The organism is Gracilibacillus xinjiangensis, assembly GCF_042651765.1.
Classification (GTDB): domain Bacteria; phylum Bacillota; class Bacilli; order Bacillales; family Amphibacillaceae; genus Gracilibacillus; species Gracilibacillus xinjiangensis.
Genome location: NZ_JBHSDT010000004.1, coordinates 826,768 through 847,569, shown reverse-complemented (window position 1 = coordinate 847,569; position 20,802 = coordinate 826,768). Strand labels below are relative to the sequence as shown.

At 37.5% G+C, this 20,802-nt stretch carries 14 protein-coding genes; 4 read left to right on the top strand and 10 right to left on the bottom strand.

Annotation, left to right across the window (positions count from 1 at the left end; translation table 11 throughout):
• Positions 1–175: 175 nt before the first annotated feature.
• The 4 genes from pelA to ACFOY7_RS08075 all read right to left on the bottom strand — a co-directional run bounded on the left by pelA (position 176) and on the right by ACFOY7_RS08075 (position 7,989).
• Positions 176–4,783, bottom strand: a complete 4,608-nt coding sequence (gene pelA, locus ACFOY7_RS08090) for a pectate lyase (protein WP_390251188.1) — start codon at positions 4,781–4,783, stop codon at positions 176–178.
• 76 nt (positions 4,784–4,859) lie between these two features.
• Entirely contained in the window at positions 4,860–5,732 is an 873-nt protein-coding gene (locus ACFOY7_RS08085) for a helix-turn-helix domain-containing protein (RefSeq protein ID WP_390251186.1), read from the bottom strand.
• Between the two features lie 381 nt (positions 5,733–6,113).
• The gene (locus ACFOY7_RS08080) at positions 6,114–6,794 is read right to left on the bottom strand and encodes a YqeB family protein (protein ID WP_390251184.1); all 681 of its coding nucleotides are present in this window, start codon (positions 6,792–6,794) and stop codon (positions 6,114–6,116) included.
• Between the two features lie 25 nt (positions 6,795–6,819).
• Complete coding sequence (locus tag ACFOY7_RS08075) at positions 6,820–7,989, bottom strand: DUF418 domain-containing protein (RefSeq protein ID WP_390251182.1); 1,170 nt, start codon at positions 7,987–7,989, stop codon at positions 6,820–6,822.
• A 138-nt stretch (positions 7,990–8,127) separates the two neighbouring features.
• Here ACFOY7_RS08075 and ACFOY7_RS08070 point away from each other — a divergent pair, with 138 nt between their 5' ends.
• Together ACFOY7_RS08070 and ACFOY7_RS08065 are read left to right on the top strand one after the other, a co-directional pair.
• Entirely contained in the window at positions 8,128–8,700 is a 573-nt protein-coding gene (locus ACFOY7_RS08070; protein WP_390251180.1) for a DUF2975 domain-containing protein, read from the top strand.
• Between the two features lie 15 nt (positions 8,701–8,715).
• Positions 8,716–8,928, top strand: a complete 213-nt coding sequence (locus ACFOY7_RS08065) for a helix-turn-helix domain-containing protein (protein WP_390251178.1) — start codon at positions 8,716–8,718, stop codon at positions 8,926–8,928.
• A gap of 116 nt (positions 8,929–9,044) precedes the next feature.
• Here the strand turns inward: ACFOY7_RS08065 and ACFOY7_RS08060 are convergent, their stop codons facing one another.
• Complete coding sequence (locus ACFOY7_RS08060) at positions 9,045–10,334, bottom strand: MFS transporter (protein WP_390251176.1); 1,290 nt, start codon at positions 10,332–10,334, stop codon at positions 9,045–9,047.
• Between the two features lie 183 nt (positions 10,335–10,517).
• On the opposite strand from ACFOY7_RS08060, the gene ACFOY7_RS08055 reads away from it, so the two are divergent.
• A complete protein-coding gene (locus tag ACFOY7_RS08055; protein ID WP_390251174.1) occupies positions 10,518–11,312 on the top strand; it encodes an SDR family oxidoreductase in 795 nt (264 codons plus the stop codon).
• A gap of 368 nt (positions 11,313–11,680) precedes the next feature.
• Positions 11,681–14,608, top strand: coding sequence for a rhamnogalacturonan lyase family protein (locus ACFOY7_RS08050; protein WP_390251172.1), 2,928 nt, complete (start codon positions 11,681–11,683; stop codon positions 14,606–14,608).
• Positions 14,609–14,670: 62 nt separating this feature from the next.
• Here ACFOY7_RS08050 and rhaM read toward each other — a convergent pair whose 3' ends face one another.
• From rhaM to ACFOY7_RS08025, 5 genes are all read right to left on the bottom strand, one after another.
• Positions 14,671–14,985 carry an L-rhamnose mutarotase gene (gene rhaM, locus ACFOY7_RS08045; protein ID WP_390251170.1) on the bottom strand — a complete coding sequence of 105 codons (315 nt, stop codon included), beginning with the start codon at positions 14,983–14,985 and terminating at the stop codon, positions 14,671–14,673.
• 709 nt (positions 14,986–15,694) lie between these two features.
• A complete protein-coding gene (locus ACFOY7_RS08040) occupies positions 15,695–16,522 on the bottom strand; it encodes a carbohydrate ABC transporter permease (protein WP_390251168.1) in 828 nt (275 codons plus the stop codon).
• Entirely contained in the window at positions 16,519–17,439 is a 921-nt protein-coding gene (locus ACFOY7_RS08035; protein WP_390251166.1) for a carbohydrate ABC transporter permease, read from the bottom strand. The genes ACFOY7_RS08040 and ACFOY7_RS08035 overlap by 4 nt, the downstream gene beginning before the upstream one ends.
• 120 nt (positions 17,440–17,559) lie before the next feature.
• Complete coding sequence (locus ACFOY7_RS08030; protein WP_390251164.1) at positions 17,560–18,876, bottom strand: ABC transporter substrate-binding protein; 1,317 nt, start codon at positions 18,874–18,876, stop codon at positions 17,560–17,562.
• A 173-nt stretch (positions 18,877–19,049) separates the two neighbouring features.
• On the bottom strand, positions 19,050–20,801 hold the full coding sequence (locus ACFOY7_RS08025) for a sensor histidine kinase (RefSeq protein ID WP_390251162.1): 1,752 nt from the start codon (positions 20,799–20,801) through the stop codon (positions 19,050–19,052).
• Position 20,802 lies beyond the last annotated feature (1 nt).

Genomic DNA, 20,802 nt, shown 5'->3' with positions numbered 1-20,802 from the left:
CTGGACGGTTACTATATTAGTTTAAGGAGATAGCTGGTTGCTATTTATTTTAATAGTTATTATGCCATTATTCTTCATGACTCAGCATGTTTCTCCTATGGATCTCTAAATATGCTGCTTTTCATCCAATCAATAAAAAGCCCCACACCGAATAAAGTGTGAGGCTCCTTAACTATTAATTCTCGATTAATTCCCAACTGTCCATTTCACTATTGTGGAAGTAAAATTTCTCCTTATCACTGGACGGGTGTCCTTCTCGCCGGATCAATTCATACTCACCGACATACTCTTCTTCCCCTTCAGGGAAAGTGAAATGTAATTTAAATACTTTATCTCCTGGTGATGCTATCTCTCTAGCTTCTTTTCCTGTAATTCGTTCTATATTCAAAATGGTGCCTTTTGGTAAATCATTTGGTAAAAGAAGTTTGGTTTGGGCACTTAAAATGCTAAGTTCTGTATTTGCCTCCACTTCTGTATCTTTGTTAACATGGATGTTCCTTTCTTTAGGTGTCTCATCTTCTGCCGGCTCTTCTTCATCATCCTCATTCAATGCTTGAGCATCCCAGCCATTTAACACATTTTCCACTGTCCAATTCGCTGCTTCTGCATCTGTTAACTGCCGGCGGGAATCATTAATGACTGCACCAGGTCCATAATTTTTATATTCATATAGTCTCGCATCTTCCGGTGCAAGTCCGCTCATTGATGTCCAGCCTTCTTCCTTAATATGTGCGCCTAACTCACTATTCATATAGACAACACTTCCTCTTGCTTCAGGATTTCCACCAGCAGGCCATGGTCTGCCTAAATATACTGTTCCGTCAGCAGCATTACTCGTTAATTTACTATCTAAGATCAACATACCATACTCATCAGAGAGCAATGTACTTGCTGCTGTAATATACCCATTATTGGAATCTGAGCCTCGATCTAATGAATGAATGACAGAGTCTTCGATTACAACTTGCGCTCCGCCAAAGATGAAATCAACATCTCCTTCGACATACACTTGGTAATAATATTGACTGCCAGAATGTGTATAAAGTGTATCCTGGTTACCGATGAAACGTACATTCCTATAATATTGACGATCACCACGCGCATACACAGCAACCGCCTGTTTACCTTCTGCATCTGTTGAACTCTCGTCAAATGAATTCTCTAATGTCATATTTTCAATGCGAAGATCATCTGCACGTAAATAAACACTTGCGCTTCCACTTGTACCGAGTGTGCCGCCAACACCATTATCTCTTCCTGCATAGTTATCATAAGTGATGACAGTACCTGTTTCACTTTCACCTATCAATGATAGGAACGGCTTATTGTCTGGAACTGTCACAACTTCTTTATATGTCCCATTTTTTATAAAAATTGTTACAGGTTTTGTGTTATTATCCGGAATGGCATCAATCGCTGCTTGAACGGTATCATAATCACCTGATCCATCTTTTGCAACAACAATACGACTATCTATCTCTCCCATTTGTTCCGATTGTGGTTCAAGTTGGTGAATCATTCCTGCCTCTAATGTTCTGCCTAATGTATCAGCTGAGCTCTCACCTTTTACTCGAACATACACTTTGTCCGTGTAATTACCTGTAGTACTTGCTATTTCTAATAATTGAGTACCCCAATGTCCGCCCCAAGCATATCCATTACGTCTCTCTTCCTCAATTTCCATAATATCGTGTTTAATCACCCCGTCACGACCAGAGAAAATCGGTTGATTCGTACCTATTTCATAGAAACGGTACCATGCTGTCGAATTTGGATCTTCCACAAAATATTCATTGTTTGGATCACCACTAACATATCGAGTATTTTCTAACTTTACCTCATCCAACCACTCTAAGGCACCTTCCACAGCTTGATTAATCTCTTCTGTTTGCGGCCTTGACATTAGGTAGCGAATAATTCCAATCGATTCAGAACCTGAAATGGATGGGTGTTCGTATGATCTTGCTTCGCGCGGTTCATATGTTACCGGATCATGTTGGGCTCCCCATGCAGTCAGCTTGCCGTCCACTTCAATTTGTGCATGTAAAATATACTCAACTGCTTGATCAATCGATTGTTTTGATTTATTGACATATTCTTCACTGATTAAATCTGAATCGAATGGATAGCGTCTTTCAACAATTAGGTCTAACATCTCTAATACATTAATCATCGCTTCGTCATTAAATGTAACATAATCAGAATAGTTACCTCTTCTTGGATAAACTTGGGCAAATCCACCTGATTCATATTGCAAGTCGAATAAAAATTCCAACCCTTTTTCAATACTTTCTTTATAACGAGGATCCTTCGTTTCCTGATACACTTGCGCTAAATACAGCATTTCGGAAATCGTTGCATCATTATCAATTGTTCCTAATTCTACGCCATCATTCACCCATTCTGAGCGTGGTTCTTCACCATCCCATGGGCGTGTGTAAATGTGAGGCCAATTCTTTGTCCATCCGCCATTCTCCATTTGCCATGTTAATAGATTGTTAGCTTCAGCTACAGCGGTATCTAAATCACCGGAAAATCTCGTTTCTTCTATTTCCTGGATATATTCTGCTGCTTCATTCCATTCGTCTAAACTATGAAGTACAATTACTGTTTGACCGAATTTATTGACAGATTGTGCTGCTTTATCAATTGCCAGATTTTTAAAACCTGGTGATAATAACTCCCATTCTCTTGTTGGTACAACCACTTCCAGATCCGTTACATCAAATGAATCAAAGTAACTGTTTAAAGTAACTGCAATGATATTATTTGCTACAGCATGTACACCAACTATATCTACTGTTTCCGATTGATTTTCATTCTGTAATGGTGCAACTAGTTCTTTTGCTTCGCCCCATGTTAACAAACTGGTATCTCTAATTTCGGAAGTTTCCCCTTTCGCATTGGCAATCATTTGTGCTGCTTCTTGCCTTGTCAGTTCTTTATTGGGAGAAATTTTACCATCTTCCACTAAGTGATCAGCATAACCTGCTTCATGCGCCGCCTCTAAAACATAACTGTACCACTCGTCAAGCGATACTTCCCAAACACTAGTCTCATTGTTTAAATTCTTATATTTATCTTCTTTCACAAAGCCGAATGCATCATTTAAAAGTGCCATAAATTCGATTCTTGTTATTTCTGTGTCATCCGCTATTTCCGTGTTTGACACGATGCCAAGTTCTTGCATATTCTTCAACAGTAATCCGCTAACAACTTCGTTCAATTCTGCTGGTTCTGTTTCTATAACTCCACCACCAGACTCTTCTGTCAAATTATGGACACGTAAATGGTCAATGTTTGCACCACCACTTGCTCCTACACCGGTTGCACGAATCACATTCTCTCCTGCAGTTAAATTGGCCTTCATGGAAGTATATACCCAATTTGCCCAGCCACCAGATGGATCAAAAGCTAATTCTGGTTCTACAACCTCACCGTTTACGCGGATTTCCGCAGGTCTTGCATCTGTCCCGCCATGACCGTACCGGAAATCTAAGTAATACTCGCCATCTGCAGGCACTTCTACTGTCCATTCTACCCAGCTGCCTGGTGCATTGGGACTATAATCAATAAATCCTGTTCCGGTAAACCCTGTATGTTTGTTGTCAATAATGACCGTACCCTCTTCCAGTACCGCATCTTCAGCTTCATAGATAGTATCCACTTCCATATATACTCTTAAGTGATCGATATTCGCACCACCACTTGGTGCAATGCCTGTTGCACGAATAACATTTTCTCCTGCTGTCAGGTTTGCTGTCATTGATGTATTTTTCCAAACAGCAAAACCACCTGTCGGATCAAATGGAAGTTCAGCTTCCACCACTTCACCATTAACAGAAACCTCTGCAGGTCGTAAGTCTGTACCCCCATGTGCATAACGGAAGTCTAACGTATATTCACCATCTGCTGGTACATTGACTGTCCATTCTATCCAGCCACCTGGTGCATTGGGGTTGTAATCAACAAAACCAGTTCCCGTAAATCCTGCATGTTTATTATCAATAATGGCATCACTTATTACGGCATTCTCCGCTTCATAAATACCGTTTACACCATCTTCTGTTGGTTCAGCAGGTTGCTCCGGTTCTTCCGCCGGTTCCTCCTCCTCTGCAGGTAATGATCCACTTATTTTCAAATCATCAATATAGTGACCTATTGCACTGCTGTTCGGTGTAAAACTTTCGATAAAATTGACTTTTGTTGCCGCTCCATTAAGTGCGGCACCTTCTAATTTTAATTCCCCATCAATATAAACGTTTGCTGTACTATTATCTAAGTCGATCTCTACTTTAATGTCATACCATTGATTTTCCACTACTTCTACCAGTGGCTCATAATGGTCTCCTGTACGATAGGTGAGATTCCCATCCTTTGTTTCGATAATAACTGGCGTACCATCCCCTTTGATTCGCATTACTTTCGAGGAACTTGTATATGTTTCCTGCATAAATTTTAGTTCGGCAGTTACTATACCAACCAAATCATCAAAGGATTTACTAACGATAACATTCGTATCCTCACTCGTATCTTCTAAAAAAACACTCTTATTATCTTCTGAAGGCACATCAGCTACTCGAACGGTTCCACCACCCTCTGACACGGTTACATTACTAGGTACCTCTCCTGTCCCCTCATCATTAAAGTTTTCTTCGACAATAACAACGTTGTTAAAATCTTCATCAGCTTTAACAACAGTATGTGGCATTGTTGGCAATACAGTAGTAAATATAAGTAAAAAAATAACAACAGAATAGGCGAAACGTTTACATTTATTCATACCATGATCCCCTTTCGTTCTAATATTATTGGACAACTGCCTTTTCCCTCCCTGTAAAATGATTTTCACATACCCCCTACATATTAGCCATATCCGTGTTTCTATGGTCTCTGAATTGCTTTGGAGTCATGTGAACATATTTCTTAAAGCATCTGATAAAGTTAGATGCTGTAGAAAAACCAACCTGTGATGCCATATCATTAATAGAAATATTTGTGTCGATCAGCATCCTTTGCGCTTCAAAGATTCTTCTTTGTAAAATGTACTGGTGTATGGTCATACCAAACTCCTTTTTAAAAAAGTGGCATAAATAATATTTGTTAAAATGCAGACGGTCTGCCAAATCTTCTAATTGCCAGTTCGTATCCCATATGTTATTAATTTCTTTCAATATCCGTTCTTGTAACACCACATCTTGTGTTTTATTCATTGAATGGTTATAGGTTAACTCCTGGTTAAACGATGAATGCATTTCACGACTTAAATAGAGAAGTAACTCGGTTAAATATAATTCCATTGCATCTTTTTGTCCCCATACGTGCCTATCACCATCTTCCAGAAGAAGCTGATCAACAATATGCTCAAACGGCGATTTGCGCCAAATAAACAAATGGAGTAAACCATGATGTGATGGCAAGTCATCAAGCATTTGTTTAAATTTTGTAAAAACTGGTTGTTCCACTGAGAAGAAGTCATCAGTAAACATAATCACTACCCGATCATATTTTGTGTTTTCTGGCAGACTAACTTTATGAAATTCGGTGCTTTTAAAAAATAACACATGATCTTTCTTTAAATGGTATACTTTTTCTGGAAAAATAAATTTCGCTTCACCGTTTTTTATCCAGACAATTTCATAGCCATCATGTGAATGAAAGTCTCTGACCGATTTCTTGTCTTGTTTATGCTGTATCTTAAATACAGGAATTGGAACCATTTCATTCTGCATATTCTGATCGTTCACTCCCTTTCTTTTAGAATTGGATTCATTTAGAAAGCGATTACATTTCGTATTATAACACAAGATAAATTCGTGACCATATGTAAATATTGTTGAAAAAATATTCCTGGATTGCTATTGGAAATCTTGTTTTTCCTCATAGGTAATTAGGCAGGGTATTATAAACAGGCCATCACTACGCCTTTATTGGTAACTTTTGTTATCACCTTATACAAATGTAGGAAAAAAAGAGGAAACGGTTTCTTTCTCTTCCATTCCCCCCCTCTATTTGCCTATACAGTTCTATCATGCATTTCAGGTAACTTTCCTTCCGAACTTTCATTCTGACGATAAATATCTGTAAAGACCTTGCTGTATAGAGGTCGTTTTTTACCTTTTGGCCATTCTTACATATTGTCTTTTCCCATTATCCCGAATTACTACCCCCAGCTTAGCCAAATCCTTACGCAGTATTTTCGCTTCTTTTGTTTCTTCATCAATCAACGCTTGCTCCCTTGCAGCCAGCAAGGCATTGACATACTGCGGCAAGCCTGGATGACCAGGAACCCAGCGCTGGTACTCGTCCTCGAAAGGGTCCTCTTCTTTCCAAGGATAATGATGTTCTTTAAAAGCCTCGATGATTAACTGTCTTTTATAATCCGGATGCCCTCGAAACAATTCCATTCCTTCCCTATTTAAGAACACTAGTTGTTTTCCTTCCATATAAATGCTGGAAATTTCTCTTTTCTTAAAAATCTCCACACTTTTTCTAATGTTAAGTTTCACTTCTTCGTCTGTGACGATAATTTTAAGTATTTCATGAAAGACAAAGTTTGAAAAAAATATCCCGGCAACTCCGCCTAAAATGGTTGAAATAATAGGAATCCAATTGCTTTCCAATGTGGCAAGCCACTCTAATATTCCTTGAAAAGGGATAAAAGGCAACTTGATTATCCATTCTAAAATTGTCGGGATATACCATCCAAGTATTGCTCCAATTATCGGTGGTATAATGGTAATTAGAGCTTTTTCACTGGCAGTTACATCGAGAACTGTTTCATTATTATTCACTATCCCTTTCCCCCTGTTCCCAAATTTAATGCTCCTGCACCATTTCTGGTACTCTTTTCACTTTTGGCTTCGATTTAAAATTCCAATATACAAACATTCGCATGATTCGTTCCAAAGGACCTTGTTTAAAGTGGTTCATATACCAATTACTTAATAATACCTGTCCTGTGCAGATAACTATTCCCATCAATGCAGCAAGCCAGATTCCTATTTTTGCAAACAGGCCAAGTCCATACCCATAGAATATCAATGTGAAAATAACAGACTGCATAATATAATTGGTAAGAGACAGCTTGCCAAATTGTTCAAATGCTGATACGATCCGGCTTTCATTATACTTCTGGTATAAATGTGCAAACAGGAATATATAACCAATCGCCAGTATATTTCCACCTATGATACTAAAATCAAAGAATGAAATAAAATATGGCGAAATTTTAAATAGTAATCCAATTGGGACTATAAAGATTGCGAATCTCTTAAAATATTGCGGTTTCTCTAACCATTTTCGATGAGCTGCATACATGCCAATTAAGAACATTGGTAAAATCATTAATGGGGTCATTAGCATTATTGCGATCACTTCCCCATCACTTAACTCCATCGGCATGTCATTCATACGATGATCCAATATTTCCGTGTAACTTCCTGTTTGGTATATTGCTGTTGATTCTTCTAAAAATGTCGTAATCGTTTCTTCACTATATAAATAATCAGTTTCTTCCCCTGTACCGCCAAATCCAAGCAGAAATATTATACTTGTTAAAATGATAAACCAAACAAGCAATGTTTTCGGTTTTCTTTTTATAAACAGGAGTAAAATCAAACCCATTGTCCCATATGTCAGCAGTATATCACCCTCCCAGATAAAATAACTATGGATAAAACCCAGGATTATTAATGCAATAAACCGTCTAAAGAAATATCGTTTAATCGGTAATTGCTTAGCTTGGAGTTTATTTGCCATAAGGATTAAAGCATAACCAAAGATAAAGGTGAATATTGGCATAAAGGATGTCTCAATAAATATTTCCGTGAAATAATACCCTGTTATATCCCATTTTGGTACATCAAAAAAAGCAATTTCATCTTTTCCATATATGCCAAATTGAAAAATTAATAGATTTGCCAATAATATCCCCAGCAAACTGAATCCTCGTAATCCATCGATTAATGTAATTCTTTTTGTATTCATGTCATAACTCCTTTTTGTTATCAAATATTTCCATTCCAATATAAACCATAAAATTTTAAAAAGCAATATATTTTTATTGTTTTTCGATAAATATATGTTGTATAATAGAATTAACATAATGATATTTGGGGTGTTAAAATGAAGTTAAAAGCACTTTTTAAATTTGCTTATATTTTTTGTTCAATCGGTTTTTATTTGGCTTTACTGATCACTTTATTCAGTATTCTGTATCATAGTGCATTTTTATGGTATCCGAATAGTGATTTCACACAAACATTCGGGTCATTTGAGCCATTCTACAGTTACTTGCTGATTTATTTTAAAGAAGTTCCTGCCGTTTACCAGGAGAAGAATATCATCATCCTTTCTTTTATTTCGTCCACTTTATTCTCCATGTGGATTTTAGTCGGATTGCGAATACTGCATAAATTATTTAAAAATATTTACAAAGAAAGCTTGTTTATTGAGCAAAATGTTAAATTGTTGTATATATTAGGTGGAGTAGATCTTGTGATAGGTTCATTATTCATCTATTTTGATGGATTATTATTTGAGAAAGCATTAAATGCATTGGATATTACAAATGCAATGGTTGAATTTACTAATATTGATTATGTGGAAACAATTGTAAGCGGGGTAATTTTCATGATGATTGGTGCAGCACTAAAAGTAGCCGTTAGAGCAATTGAAGAGAACAAATACACGATTTAAAGTAGGCGATGAAAAATGATACGAATTCGATTAGATGTAATGATGGCCGAGCGTAAAATGTCCTTAAATGAATTATCAGAGAAAGTCGGCATCACTCCTGCGAACTTATCGATATTAAAAAATGAAAAAGGAAAAGCAATTCGATTCAGTACATTGGATGCTTTGTGCAAAGTGTTGGAATGCCAACCTGGTGATTTGCTGGAGTACATCGAAGAAGATAAGGATTAATTAGACTAACTGCTTCTCCTTCCACAGAAACAGCATGTAGAATCGAATAGATTACATTCAAATAATAAATAAATCCTCGGAAATCACTCATTCCCGAGGATTTACTACTCTATGGGCTAAGAAGGAGTACTTACTCCATATCTTTCTTCTTCAATTTGTTCCAATGTCTTTCCACGTGTGTTTGGTGTCATAGCAATACCGATAACAAGATGAATAACCAAGAATATAATCATGACAACACCTGCAACAGTAAAACTTAGTGCATCCATAAGAATCGGCAAAATAAAGGACCAAACTGCAATCCCGCTTCGCACAATAAAATACATTAATCCTTGCGCAGTTGCACGGTATCTTGTGATAAACAGTTCACTCGTCCATAAAGCATAAAAAGCTTGCGCACCAATACCAGCAGCAGAACCCCAAAGCACGACAAATAGGATTAACGTCACCCAATTCATTGGCATGAAAGTCAGGATCAGCCATGCAACAACACCCATTACCGCACCTAAACCGAATAAAAATCGCTGATTAACCTTATCCCCAAGCTTCATAAAACCAAAATAGGTTGTTAGTACAGTAAGCATCCATAGAAATGCCTGCAGTAAATTCGCTTGGCCATTACTTAGACCACCAACATTCTCATAAATATATGGCATAAAATAGCCCATAGCCCCTGATGTTAGATTCCAAAACAGATAAATCCCGATAAGTAAATAAATCGCTTGTCGATTTACTTTTAATGAAAAGAGATCCTTTACAGAACTTTTCTGAACATTGGCTTCTTTCATTTCTAATTGTTTCTTCTCTTTATCATCAGACCATATTTGTGACTCTGGTAAATCCTTTCTTAAAAACCATGTAACAAATGCTACAATAAACAAATGCAGAAAAATTAACCGTGAGCCGAATAACCCTAACGGCTCTAGTAATACCGCTAGGAAAAAGGTAATCATTGGGCCAATGGACCATGCTAGTTGGGCAGCACCTACGCGAGCAGCTCTTTGTTTAGATGGTGCTTCTTCTGCAATATATGTCCAGGAAACGGGTACAGCTACCCCAACCGCAATACCTGTGATGATTGTTCCTGCCAGAAGCATCGGAAAATTAAAAGATAACATGATGAAGAGGATACCAAACATATAGACCAGCAAATCATAATGAAAGACAATTTTTCTGCCAAATCTATCTGTAATATATCCACCGATTAATGCCCCTACAGCTGCACCTAACGCATTAGCACTCAATGAACTGAGCAATCCCACCCCAACACTATCGATATTCAAGTACGCTTGCCACAATGTTAAACTGCTTGCTGCTGCAATGATAGCCCCTGCTTCAATGTAATTAGCCATCGCAATGGCAATCGTTGCTTTCCAGCCGGTTGTTTTCTTTCTCCCATCTTCCATTATTGGACCTCCTATTAAAAATATTCGTTATACCCTCACTCTGTAAGCGTTTCATTTTTTGTATAGGGGGAAATATACTTAAGAATTTTTTGCATTTTTTCATAAACTAACTTCCCTGAAAATGTAAGAAATAAACTTTTGTTAGTAATACTAGATAATAACCAATAGATTGGAGGATATGGAATGAGAAATGAAGCGATTAAAGCACTCGCGGGGAAAATTGCCATCATTACAGGAGGAAGTTCGGGAATTGGCCGGGCATCTGCCTTAGCATTAGCAAAAGATGGAGCAAAGGTTTGCTTAATGGATATTAAAGAGGATGCAGCAAAAAAAGTAAAAGGGGAAATTGAAGACTTTGGAGGTGAAGCGATCGTTGTTGATGTCGATTTATCAGATCCTGTTCGTGTACAGCAAGGTATAGATGAAGTAAAAAGCAAATGGGGTTCATTAGACATTGTCTTTGCGAATGGCGGGATTAATGGGGTACTTGCTCCGATTGAAGATTTAACACCAGAAGATTGGGACAAAACAATCAACACCAATTTAAAAGGGACATTTCATACAATTAAATATGCCATTCCTTTAATGAAATCAAGTGGTGGCAGTATCATTATTACTAGTTCTGTTAATGGAAATCGTGTCTTCTCTAATTTCGGGATGTCTGCTTACAGTACATCAAAAGCTGGGCAGATGGCCTTTGGTAAAATGGCTGCACTGGAACTAGCAAAATATAAGATTAGGGTAAATATAATTTGTCCAGGCGCAATCGAAACAAATATTGGTAAAAATACGGATAAAACCCCCGAACTTGAAAAAATCAATATTCCTGTTCAGTATCCAGAAGGAGATAAACCATTAGAGGAAGGTCCGGGAAAACCAGAGCAAGTAGCAAAGCTGGTAAAATTTTTAGCCTCAGATGAATCGAGTCATATTACCGGAACTGAGTTATTTATTGATGGTGCTGAGTCGCTGTTGTAAAGGATAAATATTAAAGATAGGATCGTATATTCTAAAGACTGAATATACGATACCTTTTTTAACAGTGAATTCCAGACTCAGTTCTTCCTCTAAACATCCTGAAAATTTTCAGCTTTAGTATTGACATGGTACTAATTTCCTTTTATTCTAAACATAGCTTCTATGAAAACGCTATCAATTTTACATTTAGTTTTTTAAGGAGGTGGTCATTCATTTAATAATAAGCAGTACTGTATCAAAGTATCTTCAAAAAGTACCTTCACTCTCCACAATGGCTCACAGCGAGTAAAACAATTTGATGTCTATTACCCTTAAATCAGAACGAATCTTTTGAAAATTCCACAAAAAAAATGGAGGTTTAACTATTTATGAAAAAAGTTTCCCTATTACTAATAGTACTCTTACTTGTTGGACAATTTTATCCTATTTCTATCTCAAAATCTCTTCAAGCAGCTTCTGATAACTCTTTCTTATTTGATTTCGGTTCAGAAACAAGTCCTGTTGCAGATGGTTATACCAGAATATCCAATACGTTACTATATACGGAAGAACTAGGCTACGGGTTAAGCAAAACAGTGGATAGCCGTGACAGAGGTGGTCCAGATGACTTACGTCGTGATTTTACCAATGGCTCTGACTATTCTTTCACACTGGATATCCCAAACGGTGATTATTTTGTCAGAATTATATCAGGAGATGAAATTGCATTTAACCGGACCAGTTTTGTTATTAACGGTGAAGACTATGGAAATGTGACAGCGAATGCCGAGGAATATGCCGAGTTATTAGCAAATGTCTCTGTAACAGATGAAAAATTAACAATCGATATAGGTGAAAATGGCAGAATTAACGCAATAGAAATTATTCCAATGGTACAAATTGATTCACTAAAAGTAGATTCCGTTGACTATTCCTCACCATCCGTTACATTAAGCTGGGAAGAAGAGGAGTCAGCTAGCCATTATAACATCTACCGTAAAACAGAAGATGGAGACACATTAGATAAAATGGCAGAAGCAGCAGACGGAACTTATGTCGATGCAGATGTTGAAATTGGGACTACCTACCATTATGCTGTTACTCTCGTCCATCATTCCGGTATAGAATCTGACAAAAGTAATCAAGTAACTATAGAGATGATAAATAAACAAGTCGCACCACCTTCCATACCAACAAATGTAACAATCAGTAATACAGAAGCAGAAGGCGTCACATTAAATTGGAATCAAGTAAGCGGTGCCAACAGTTATTATATTTACCGTGCCAATGATAATCCAGCTGAATATCCATCTGCTACCTTTGAAAAAATTGGCTCAACCACTGAAACTAATTTTACTGATGACTCCGTCCTGACAACCCGCCAATATTATTATCAAATTAAGGCAGTAAATGAGGGCGGATTGTCTGAGCCATCTGCTACGGTAGAATCTTCTATTACACAAATAATGAAACGGCAAATGGAGCGGCTGGACCGTGCACTCGTTGCTGTTCAGTCAAATGGCGGTGTCTATCTCGGCTGGAAAGTACTGGGGACTGATCCGACAGATGTGAAATTCAATGTGTTCCGTGATGGAAGGAAAATTAATAAAAAGCCGATTGAAAACAGTTCCAATTATTTTGATCCAGATGGGACAGCAGATTCTACTTATCAGGTAAAAGTAATTAAAGGCAGCGGTGAAAAAGTTACAAAAGAAGTGAATGTTCTAACAGAAAACTATATGAGTGTAGCCCTTGATAAACCAGAAGGCGGAACAACCCCTGATGGCGTTCCATATACTTATAGTGCCAATGATGCCAGTGTAGGAGATTTAGATGGAGACGGTGAGTATGAAATTATTTTAAAATGGGACCCCTCCAATTCTAAAGACAACTCCCAATCAGGTTATACAGGAAATGTTTATCTGGACGCATACAAACTGGACGGGACAAAATTGTGGCGAATAGATCTTGGGAAAAATATCAGGGCAGGTGCTCACTACACACAATTCCTTGTTTACGACTTTGACGGGAATGGAAAATCAGAAGTGGCACTTAAAACGGCTGATGGAACAGTAGATGGAGCAGGTAATGTTATAGGGGATGAAAATGCTGACTGGAGAAACAGCAGTGGATATATATTACAGGGGCCCGAATTCCTGACTGTTTTTGAAGGAGAAACAGGTAAAGCATTATCCACTGTGGACTATATCCCGCCTCGTGGTAATGTAAATGACTGGGGCGATGGTTATGGTAATCGAGTCGATCGTTTTCTAGCTGGAGTTGCCTATTTAGACGGGGAACGTCCGAGTATTATAATGGCGCGTGGTTACTATACAAGAGCAGTTCTTGCTGCCTATAATTGGCGAGATGGTGAATTGACACTCGAATGGACGTTTGACAGTGACGCAAAAGGGAACGAAGCATATGCCGGTCAAGGAAATCACAGTCTGGCAGTTGCTGATGTGGACCGCGATGGAAAAGATGAGATAATCTACGGTGCTGCTGTTATTGATCATGATGGTACAGGACTCTACTCTACAAGATGGGGACATGGTGATGCCCTACATGTTGGTAACTTAGATCCAAATCGACCTGGTCTGGAAATTTTCCAAGTGCACGAAAATGCTTCTATCCCAATCGGATATGGTATTCGTGATGCGGAAACCGGTGAGAAAATATTCGGTGTAGATATGAGAGCAGACGTTGGTCGAGGATTAGCAGCAGATATTGATCCACGATATGACGGAGCAGAATTCTGGGCATCTACTAGTTGGGATGGCAGTGTCGGAAATGGTCTTCACGCAGTTGACGGTCAATTGATTTCCCAGAATAAACCTAAATCGATCAACCATGCGGTTTGGTGGGATGGTGATTTAGGGCGGGAACTTCTTGATCACACATTCGATCCGAGCTCTGACCCTCACGGTGTTGGGAAAATTGACAAATGGGATTATGAAAATGAGCAGTTAGTCAATTTATTAACAGCTGAAGGAACACGTACAAATAACTGGACAAAAGGAAATCCATCTCTACAAGCGGACATTTTAGGGGACTGGCGTGAAGAAGTAATTTGGCCATCTGCTGATAGTGAGGAATTAAGGATCTACACAACAACAGACATTACCGAAGAGAAAATCTATACATTAATGCACGATCCGGTTTATCGATTATCAGTCGCTTGGCAAAATGCGGGCTATAACCAGCCACCTCACACTGGTTTCTTTTTAGGATATAATATGAGCGAACCACCTAGACCTGCAATTGTAACAGGTGATAAATTATTCGGATCAGATAAAGAAAAACCGAAACAAAAATAAAGCTAAATCCTACCCATTAATAATGATGGGTAGGATTTTTAGGTCAACAAAGTTAATTTGAATTAGTCCAAATGAAATACTTCTTGCAATGGGATAGTGACAGGACTGCTGTCTGGATTTGTCTCCATTAATGGCTGCATATATTTCCACCATTTCTGGTTTACTTCTGTAAGTGCCATTCGATTCCACTTCTCTTCATCCTCAATTTCCAAATATCCAAAAAGTGTACTCGTCTGTTTATCTAAGAAAATAGAATAATTGCTAGCACCATGGCGTTTCAATTCCTCCACCATTTCCGGCCAGATATCATTATGTTTCTGCTCATACTCTTCATGTTTATCCGGATAAACTTTCATGATAAAACCTTTACGAATCATCTTAACCACCCCTCCTCATTATAGCGCTTACATAAACTTAGCATAAAACTTAATCCATAGTTAGTCAACTAGAGTGATGGCTGGATTATATTTTCTTTTTGCGCTTGAAAAGGGTTGAGTTCGGTTAAACTACCTATCTAACTTCCTCTTCCTCTGCTTGTTTTGCAGGTATGATGCCTTCTTAACTGCATAACTTCCTCTTCCTCTGCTTGTTTTGCAGGTATGATGCCTTCTTAACTGCATAACTTCCTCTTCCTCTGCTTGTTTTGCAGGTATGATGCCTTCTTAACTGCATAACTTCCTCTTCCTCTGCTTGATTTGCAGGTATGATGCCTTCTTAACTGCATAACTTCCTCTTCCTCTGCTTGTTTTGCAGGTATGATGCCTTCTTAACTGCATAACTCCCTCTTCCTCTGCTTGATTTGCAGGTATGACACCTTCTTAACTGCATAACTTCCTCTTCCTCTGCTTGTTTTGCAGGTATGACGCCTTCTTAACTGCATAACTTCCTCTTCCTCTGCTTGTTTTGCAGGTATGACGCCTTCTTAACTGCATAACTTCCTCTTCCTCTGCTTGTTTTGCAGGTATGACGCCTTCTTAACTGCATAACTCCCTCTTTCCCTGCTTGTTTTGCAGGTATGACACCTTCTTATTGCAGCATAAGAAAATCCTATACTGAACTTGTCAGATAGGATTTTTTTGTGTTTTTTTATCCTTTCACTGAACCCATCATCCCTGCAACAAAGTGGCGTTGCATCATGAAGAAAACAATTGCAGTCGGAAGTGTTGCGATAACTATCGCTGTCATAATTACACCATAATCTGGTGTGTAACCAGCGCCTAAGTTAGAGATTAATAATGGAATGGTTTGGTTCTCTGGTGACTGGAGGACAACCAATGGCCATAAATAATTGTTCCAGCTGTTCATGAATGCAATGATCGCTGCAGCAGCATATGTTGTCTTCATTGTCGGCAAATAGATTCTGAAAAAGATACCAAGTTCACTTAAACCGTCAATTCGTCCAGCTTCCACTAGTTCCTTAGCAAACATTTTCGTGTTTTGTCTAAAGAAAAAGATAAAGAATGCTGTAATAATTGTTGGTAAAATGGCTGCCGCTAATGTATCAATCCCAATTAGAGGGGAGACTGATGACACTTGCCCAAAGAAACGATATAAAGGAATCATAATCGCTGCAAAAGGAATCATCATTGATAATAGTAAAATATTAAAAATCATGTCTTTCCCTTTACTGCGATAAATCTCAAAGCCATAACCCGCTAACGATCCAATTAACAATGTCAAAAATGTTGTAATGATCGCGATAATAAAGGAATTCATTAAAGCTGTTCCAATATCAACCGTAGCAAACAGGTTTTGCAAGTTTTCTATCAAGTGTGTTCCAGGTAATAACTTCCCTGCCGTAACATCAACGGACTTGTTTGTCATGCTTACTAACATCCATAAGAATGGAAAAATGGACACAATTGCTGCAACAGTTAACAATAAATAGATGAGAAATCTTTTTATCTTTTTCAATCTCGATCACCTGCCACTCTAAATTGAATGAATGATAGAATTACAACTAAAACAACTATTACATAAGAAACGGTCGCTGCATAACCGAAGTCTGGAGTATATTCAAATGATAGGTTATAAATATACATAGAAATCGATAATGTGGAATTCCCTGGTCCACCGTTCGTAATGTTCATAACTTCATCAAATAATTGAAGGGTACCAATTGTTGATACAATGGATGTGAATAAAATAATCGGCTTCAACATCGGTATTGTTATAAAGAAAAACTGTTGAATACTTGAAGCACCATCAATTCTTGCCGCCTCATACATTGATTTATCGACATTCTGCAATGCTGATAAATAGAAGATCATATTATAACCAGTCCATCTCCATGTTATGGCAATAATAATCGTTATTTTAGCCAAGAATGGATCTGACAGCCAATTAAGGGGAGCAGATATTAAGTTTAAATTTACTAACATATCATTAACTAATCCGTCATTTCCAAATAAATATTTAAAAATTACCGCATATGCTACAAGTGATGTTACAGCAGGTAAGAATATAGCTGTCCGAAAAAACCCACGGAATTTTAATTTCGGATCATTTAATAGAACGGAAAAAAACAGTGCCAAGAGAATCATGACAGGAACTTGTACCAGCAAGTATATAAACGTATTTTTCAATGAAGTGATAAATGTTGGATCACTAAACAATCTAACATAGTTGTCGAAACCAACGAATTCAAGATTTGCTCCCATCCCTGATTTCAAGGATAGCAGGAAAGCTTGAACCATTGGATAAAAGTAAAACAAACCAATGCCAAACACTGATAAAAGAATAAAAATCCAACCAATATAATTCTTCTTCAAACGTGTAAAGAATGTACTTTGTCTATTCCGGTTATTGGCACTTTCGGTAGCTTGACTCATGTTTATCCTCCTCTTCCGTAGAACTGCTTTAACCAACTATTTTCTCTTTGGAATAAATAATGCCCTTTTGGGAGGGTAACCTTTTCTATGGTTACCCTTTGGGCATATGCATATTTTTGATTATTTAAATTGCGCTTCAGCTTGTGCCTGTGCGTCTGCAAGTACATCTTCCAGGCTCTTGCCACTCAAGTATTGCTGAATTTCTGCACTTAAAATATCCTCAATACCATACGTATTCATCCCATAATCAACTTGCGGAATCTCTTCCATCCATTGCGAAATCTCATAGATTACTTGCTGACCGCCGAAGAATTCATTTTCATACTGGTATGCATCACCTTCAGATGCTGGGGTATACGTACCGATTGCACCTACATCTGTCAGCAAGCTTTGATAAAAGTCACTATTAGAACCAAATGTGTTTCCAAGGAATTCTGCTGCTGCCTCTTTCCCATCAACGTTTAATACATACCATGAACTTCCACCCTGGTTAGATGCATTCACAGCACCTTCCATATCTAGGCGCGGTGTTGGTGCGACTGCCCAAAGACCTGCTTGAGATTCTTCTGCTTCAATACTTGGTGCAATCCAGTTACCTGCAGGAACGGATGCTACATCACCACTGTTAAATGCAGCTAAGTATTGGCTCCAGTCAGAAACTAATTTCACTAAATCATTTTCCATTAATTCTTTATAATGTTGCAATGCTACTTTCAATGGTTCGTTATCTACTAGATTGATTGTCCCATCTTCTGTCGTATACCATGTTCCAGTTGTTTGCATCATGACACGTAAAATACCTAAATCGTTCGGATCAAGTGCAAGCATTTGATGACCAGTTTTCTCTTTTACTGCTTTAGCGATTTCAACAAACTCCGCCCATGTGATATCAACTAGATCGTCATGAGTATAACCAGCTTCTTCTAAATAATCTGTACGATAGAAGAAACCTGTTGCGCCAGTATCAAAAGGAAGACCATATTGTTTTCCATCTAAACTTGTTGGTGCTAATTTATAATCTGCGAAATCCTCTGTATTAAAATAATCGCCAATGGGATAAAATGCATCCGGATACGATTGCAAGAAACTTTGTGCACGCTGGTCTTCAATTAAAACTAAATTAGGCATACCTTTCATTGTTCCAGAGCTTAAACCTGTGTTTAATTTTTGTACAATATCTTCTTGTGCATTTTCAATAACTTCCAGTTCAATCTCTGTTTCACCATTGTAATTTTCATCTGCTAAATTTAATGCAGCAATATTGAAGTGTGGATCCCATGCCCATGCTGTAATTTTAGTAGCACCATCAGCAGTCGTTTCGCCACCTTCATTTGATGAAGTATCTTCTGAATTGTCTCCACCACATGCCGCTAATACCGTCAATGTAAGTAGTGCCACGATTAATAACCACATTTTTTCAGAAATTTTCTTACGCAATGCAATAACCCCCTAATGTTATTTATTAGTGTTGTATGCGCTTTCAACACTGTAACAGAAGTGTAACATGAAAATACTAAAGACCGTTAGAACGATCTTTAGTACTTATTATGAATATTTTTAGATTTACTAACCATGCCATGCGATCTCTTGGATTATTTTTAGATTCTGGACTATTTTTGGATGATTGGTAAGATTACTATTACATTCGTGCCTTTATTAGGTTGACTTGTTATTGTAACACCATAATCTTTCCCATATAATAATTGGATTCTTTCATGAACATTTTTCACACCAATCCCGCTGAATAATTGCCGCTTTCCTTTTGTAACCAGATTTTCTTGTATCATTCCATCCCCATTATCAACAATTTCACAAATTAATCGCTGATCCTTTTCAGCAATTAAAATTTGAATATAACCTGTTTTCTTTTGCGTAAAAGCATGGAAAAAGGCGTTTTCGATAAATGGCTGGAGAACCAGTTTCGGTAAATGATAGGATAAGCAATCTGGTGTGATCAAATAATTCACTTTAATTCTGTCCCCGTACCTTGCTTGGTTAATCAGCACATAATTTTTTAAGTTCTTCACTTCTTGTTCAACAGTAACCGTTTCATCCACATCTCCTAATGCATTTTGCAGTAAGGAAATAAATGCATCAATTGTCTCAAAAGCAACTTCTTTCTTCTCTTGTTTGATCATAAATTTAATAGATGCGAGTGTGTTATAGATAAAATGTGGATTTATTTGATGCTGTAATGCTTCTAATTCAGCTTTTCGCTGCTTTTCCTGGGTCTTTAACAATATCTCAACATAATCATGTAATTCGTTAAGCATGTAATTAAATGCTTCGGCTATTTTCTTTGATTCATATCCACCTGTCTCTTCTAATGGTTTGCTGAATTTATATCTCGCCATATCTGAAATTTGGCTGACCAATTGACTGATTGATACAGTCATTCTTCTCAGGATTAAGAAAATAATGAATACAGTAACAAGAACTATAGCAGTACTTATCATGACAATTTCTTTTGTGTCGATTAAGTTCTTCTGCAATAATTCCCGATTGACTAGATTAACTAAATACATATCCAATCCAGGCAAGTACTCTGCCATCAATACTTGATTATGGCCAAACACATGAACATTCTTATATTCAGTGGAAGACTGTTCCAACTCCTTTACATAATGAAGGAGTTCCTCGGATTCTGTGCCAATCATGTCCTGCCTATCACTTGATATAATTTGTCCGGAGTTTTGTAATAAGAAAATATTATTGCCCTCACTTGTATAACCTTCATAAAAACTTCTTAAATCACGCTCTCGAATGGATACATATAGATAACCGTAAATCTCATCTGATGATCGGTCTACTAACGCTTTTGATGCAATAATCATCGGAATTCTCTTTGTTAGCGATGAAGAATCGAACTGATAGAGGATATCATCAGGGTTTTCTCTTGATCTATTCGTGATTGGATGTTCTGCTAATCGTTCTGCATCAACAGACCAGCTAACATAATTCATGTTAAATACATCGTTATCCGGACTCATTATGATCATATTTGCTTCATTTGGATCAAGTTCCGCATAAATTCTTTCCATATTGCTTTTCATATGGTAGTAATATTGGGATTTCTTAATCGATGTATCTTTCTCCCCTTGCAATAAACCCTTTAAGATACCATTCTCATCGACTTTCACATACGTGGAAACAACAGAAAAACTAAACAGATCAAACTGTTCCTTAATCTGATTAATAACCTTTGTATTCGTGATGCTAAAACGTTCCATGTACAGATCGCCCGACATCCGAATCGTGCTGAATGTAATAGAAACAGATACTGTTACAATACTTATCAGCATAATAATAAATATTTTAAAGAAAAGATTATTTGCTTGAATAATATGAATGAATTTTCTCATA

What these genes read in the sequence shown, in the direction of transcription:
- pelA (WP_390251188.1), bottom strand. Translation starts at nt 4,783, where the DNA reads ATGAATAAATGTAAACGTTTCGCCTATTCTGTTGTTATTTTTTTACTT.
- ACFOY7_RS08085 (WP_390251186.1), bottom strand. Translation starts at nt 5,732, where the DNA reads ATGCAGAATGAAATGGTTCCAATTCCTGTATTTAAGATACAGCATAAA.
- ACFOY7_RS08075 (WP_390251182.1), bottom strand. Translation starts at nt 7,989, where the DNA reads ATGAATACAAAAAGAATTACATTAATCGATGGATTACGAGGATTCAGT.
- ACFOY7_RS08070 (WP_390251180.1), top strand. Translation starts at nt 8,128, where the DNA reads ATGAAGTTAAAAGCACTTTTTAAATTTGCTTATATTTTTTGTTCAATC.
- ACFOY7_RS08065 (WP_390251178.1), top strand. Translation starts at nt 8,716, where the DNA reads ATGATACGAATTCGATTAGATGTAATGATGGCCGAGCGTAAAATGTCC.
- ACFOY7_RS08060 (WP_390251176.1), bottom strand. Translation starts at nt 10,334, where the DNA reads ATGGAAGATGGGAGAAAGAAAACAACCGGCTGGAAAGCAACGATTGCC.
- ACFOY7_RS08055 (WP_390251174.1), top strand. Translation starts at nt 10,518, where the DNA reads ATGAGAAATGAAGCGATTAAAGCACTCGCGGGGAAAATTGCCATCATT.
- ACFOY7_RS08050 (WP_390251172.1), top strand. Translation starts at nt 11,681, where the DNA reads ATGAAAAAAGTTTCCCTATTACTAATAGTACTCTTACTTGTTGGACAA.
- rhaM (WP_390251170.1), bottom strand. Translation starts at nt 14,985, where the DNA reads ATGATTCGTAAAGGTTTTATCATGAAAGTTTATCCGGATAAACATGAA.
- ACFOY7_RS08035 (WP_390251166.1), bottom strand. Translation starts at nt 17,439, where the DNA reads ATGAGTCAAGCTACCGAAAGTGCCAATAACCGGAATAGACAAAGTACA.
- ACFOY7_RS08025 (WP_390251162.1), bottom strand. Translation starts at nt 20,801, where the DNA reads ATGAGAAAATTCATTCATATTATTCAAGCAAATAATCTTTTCTTTAAA.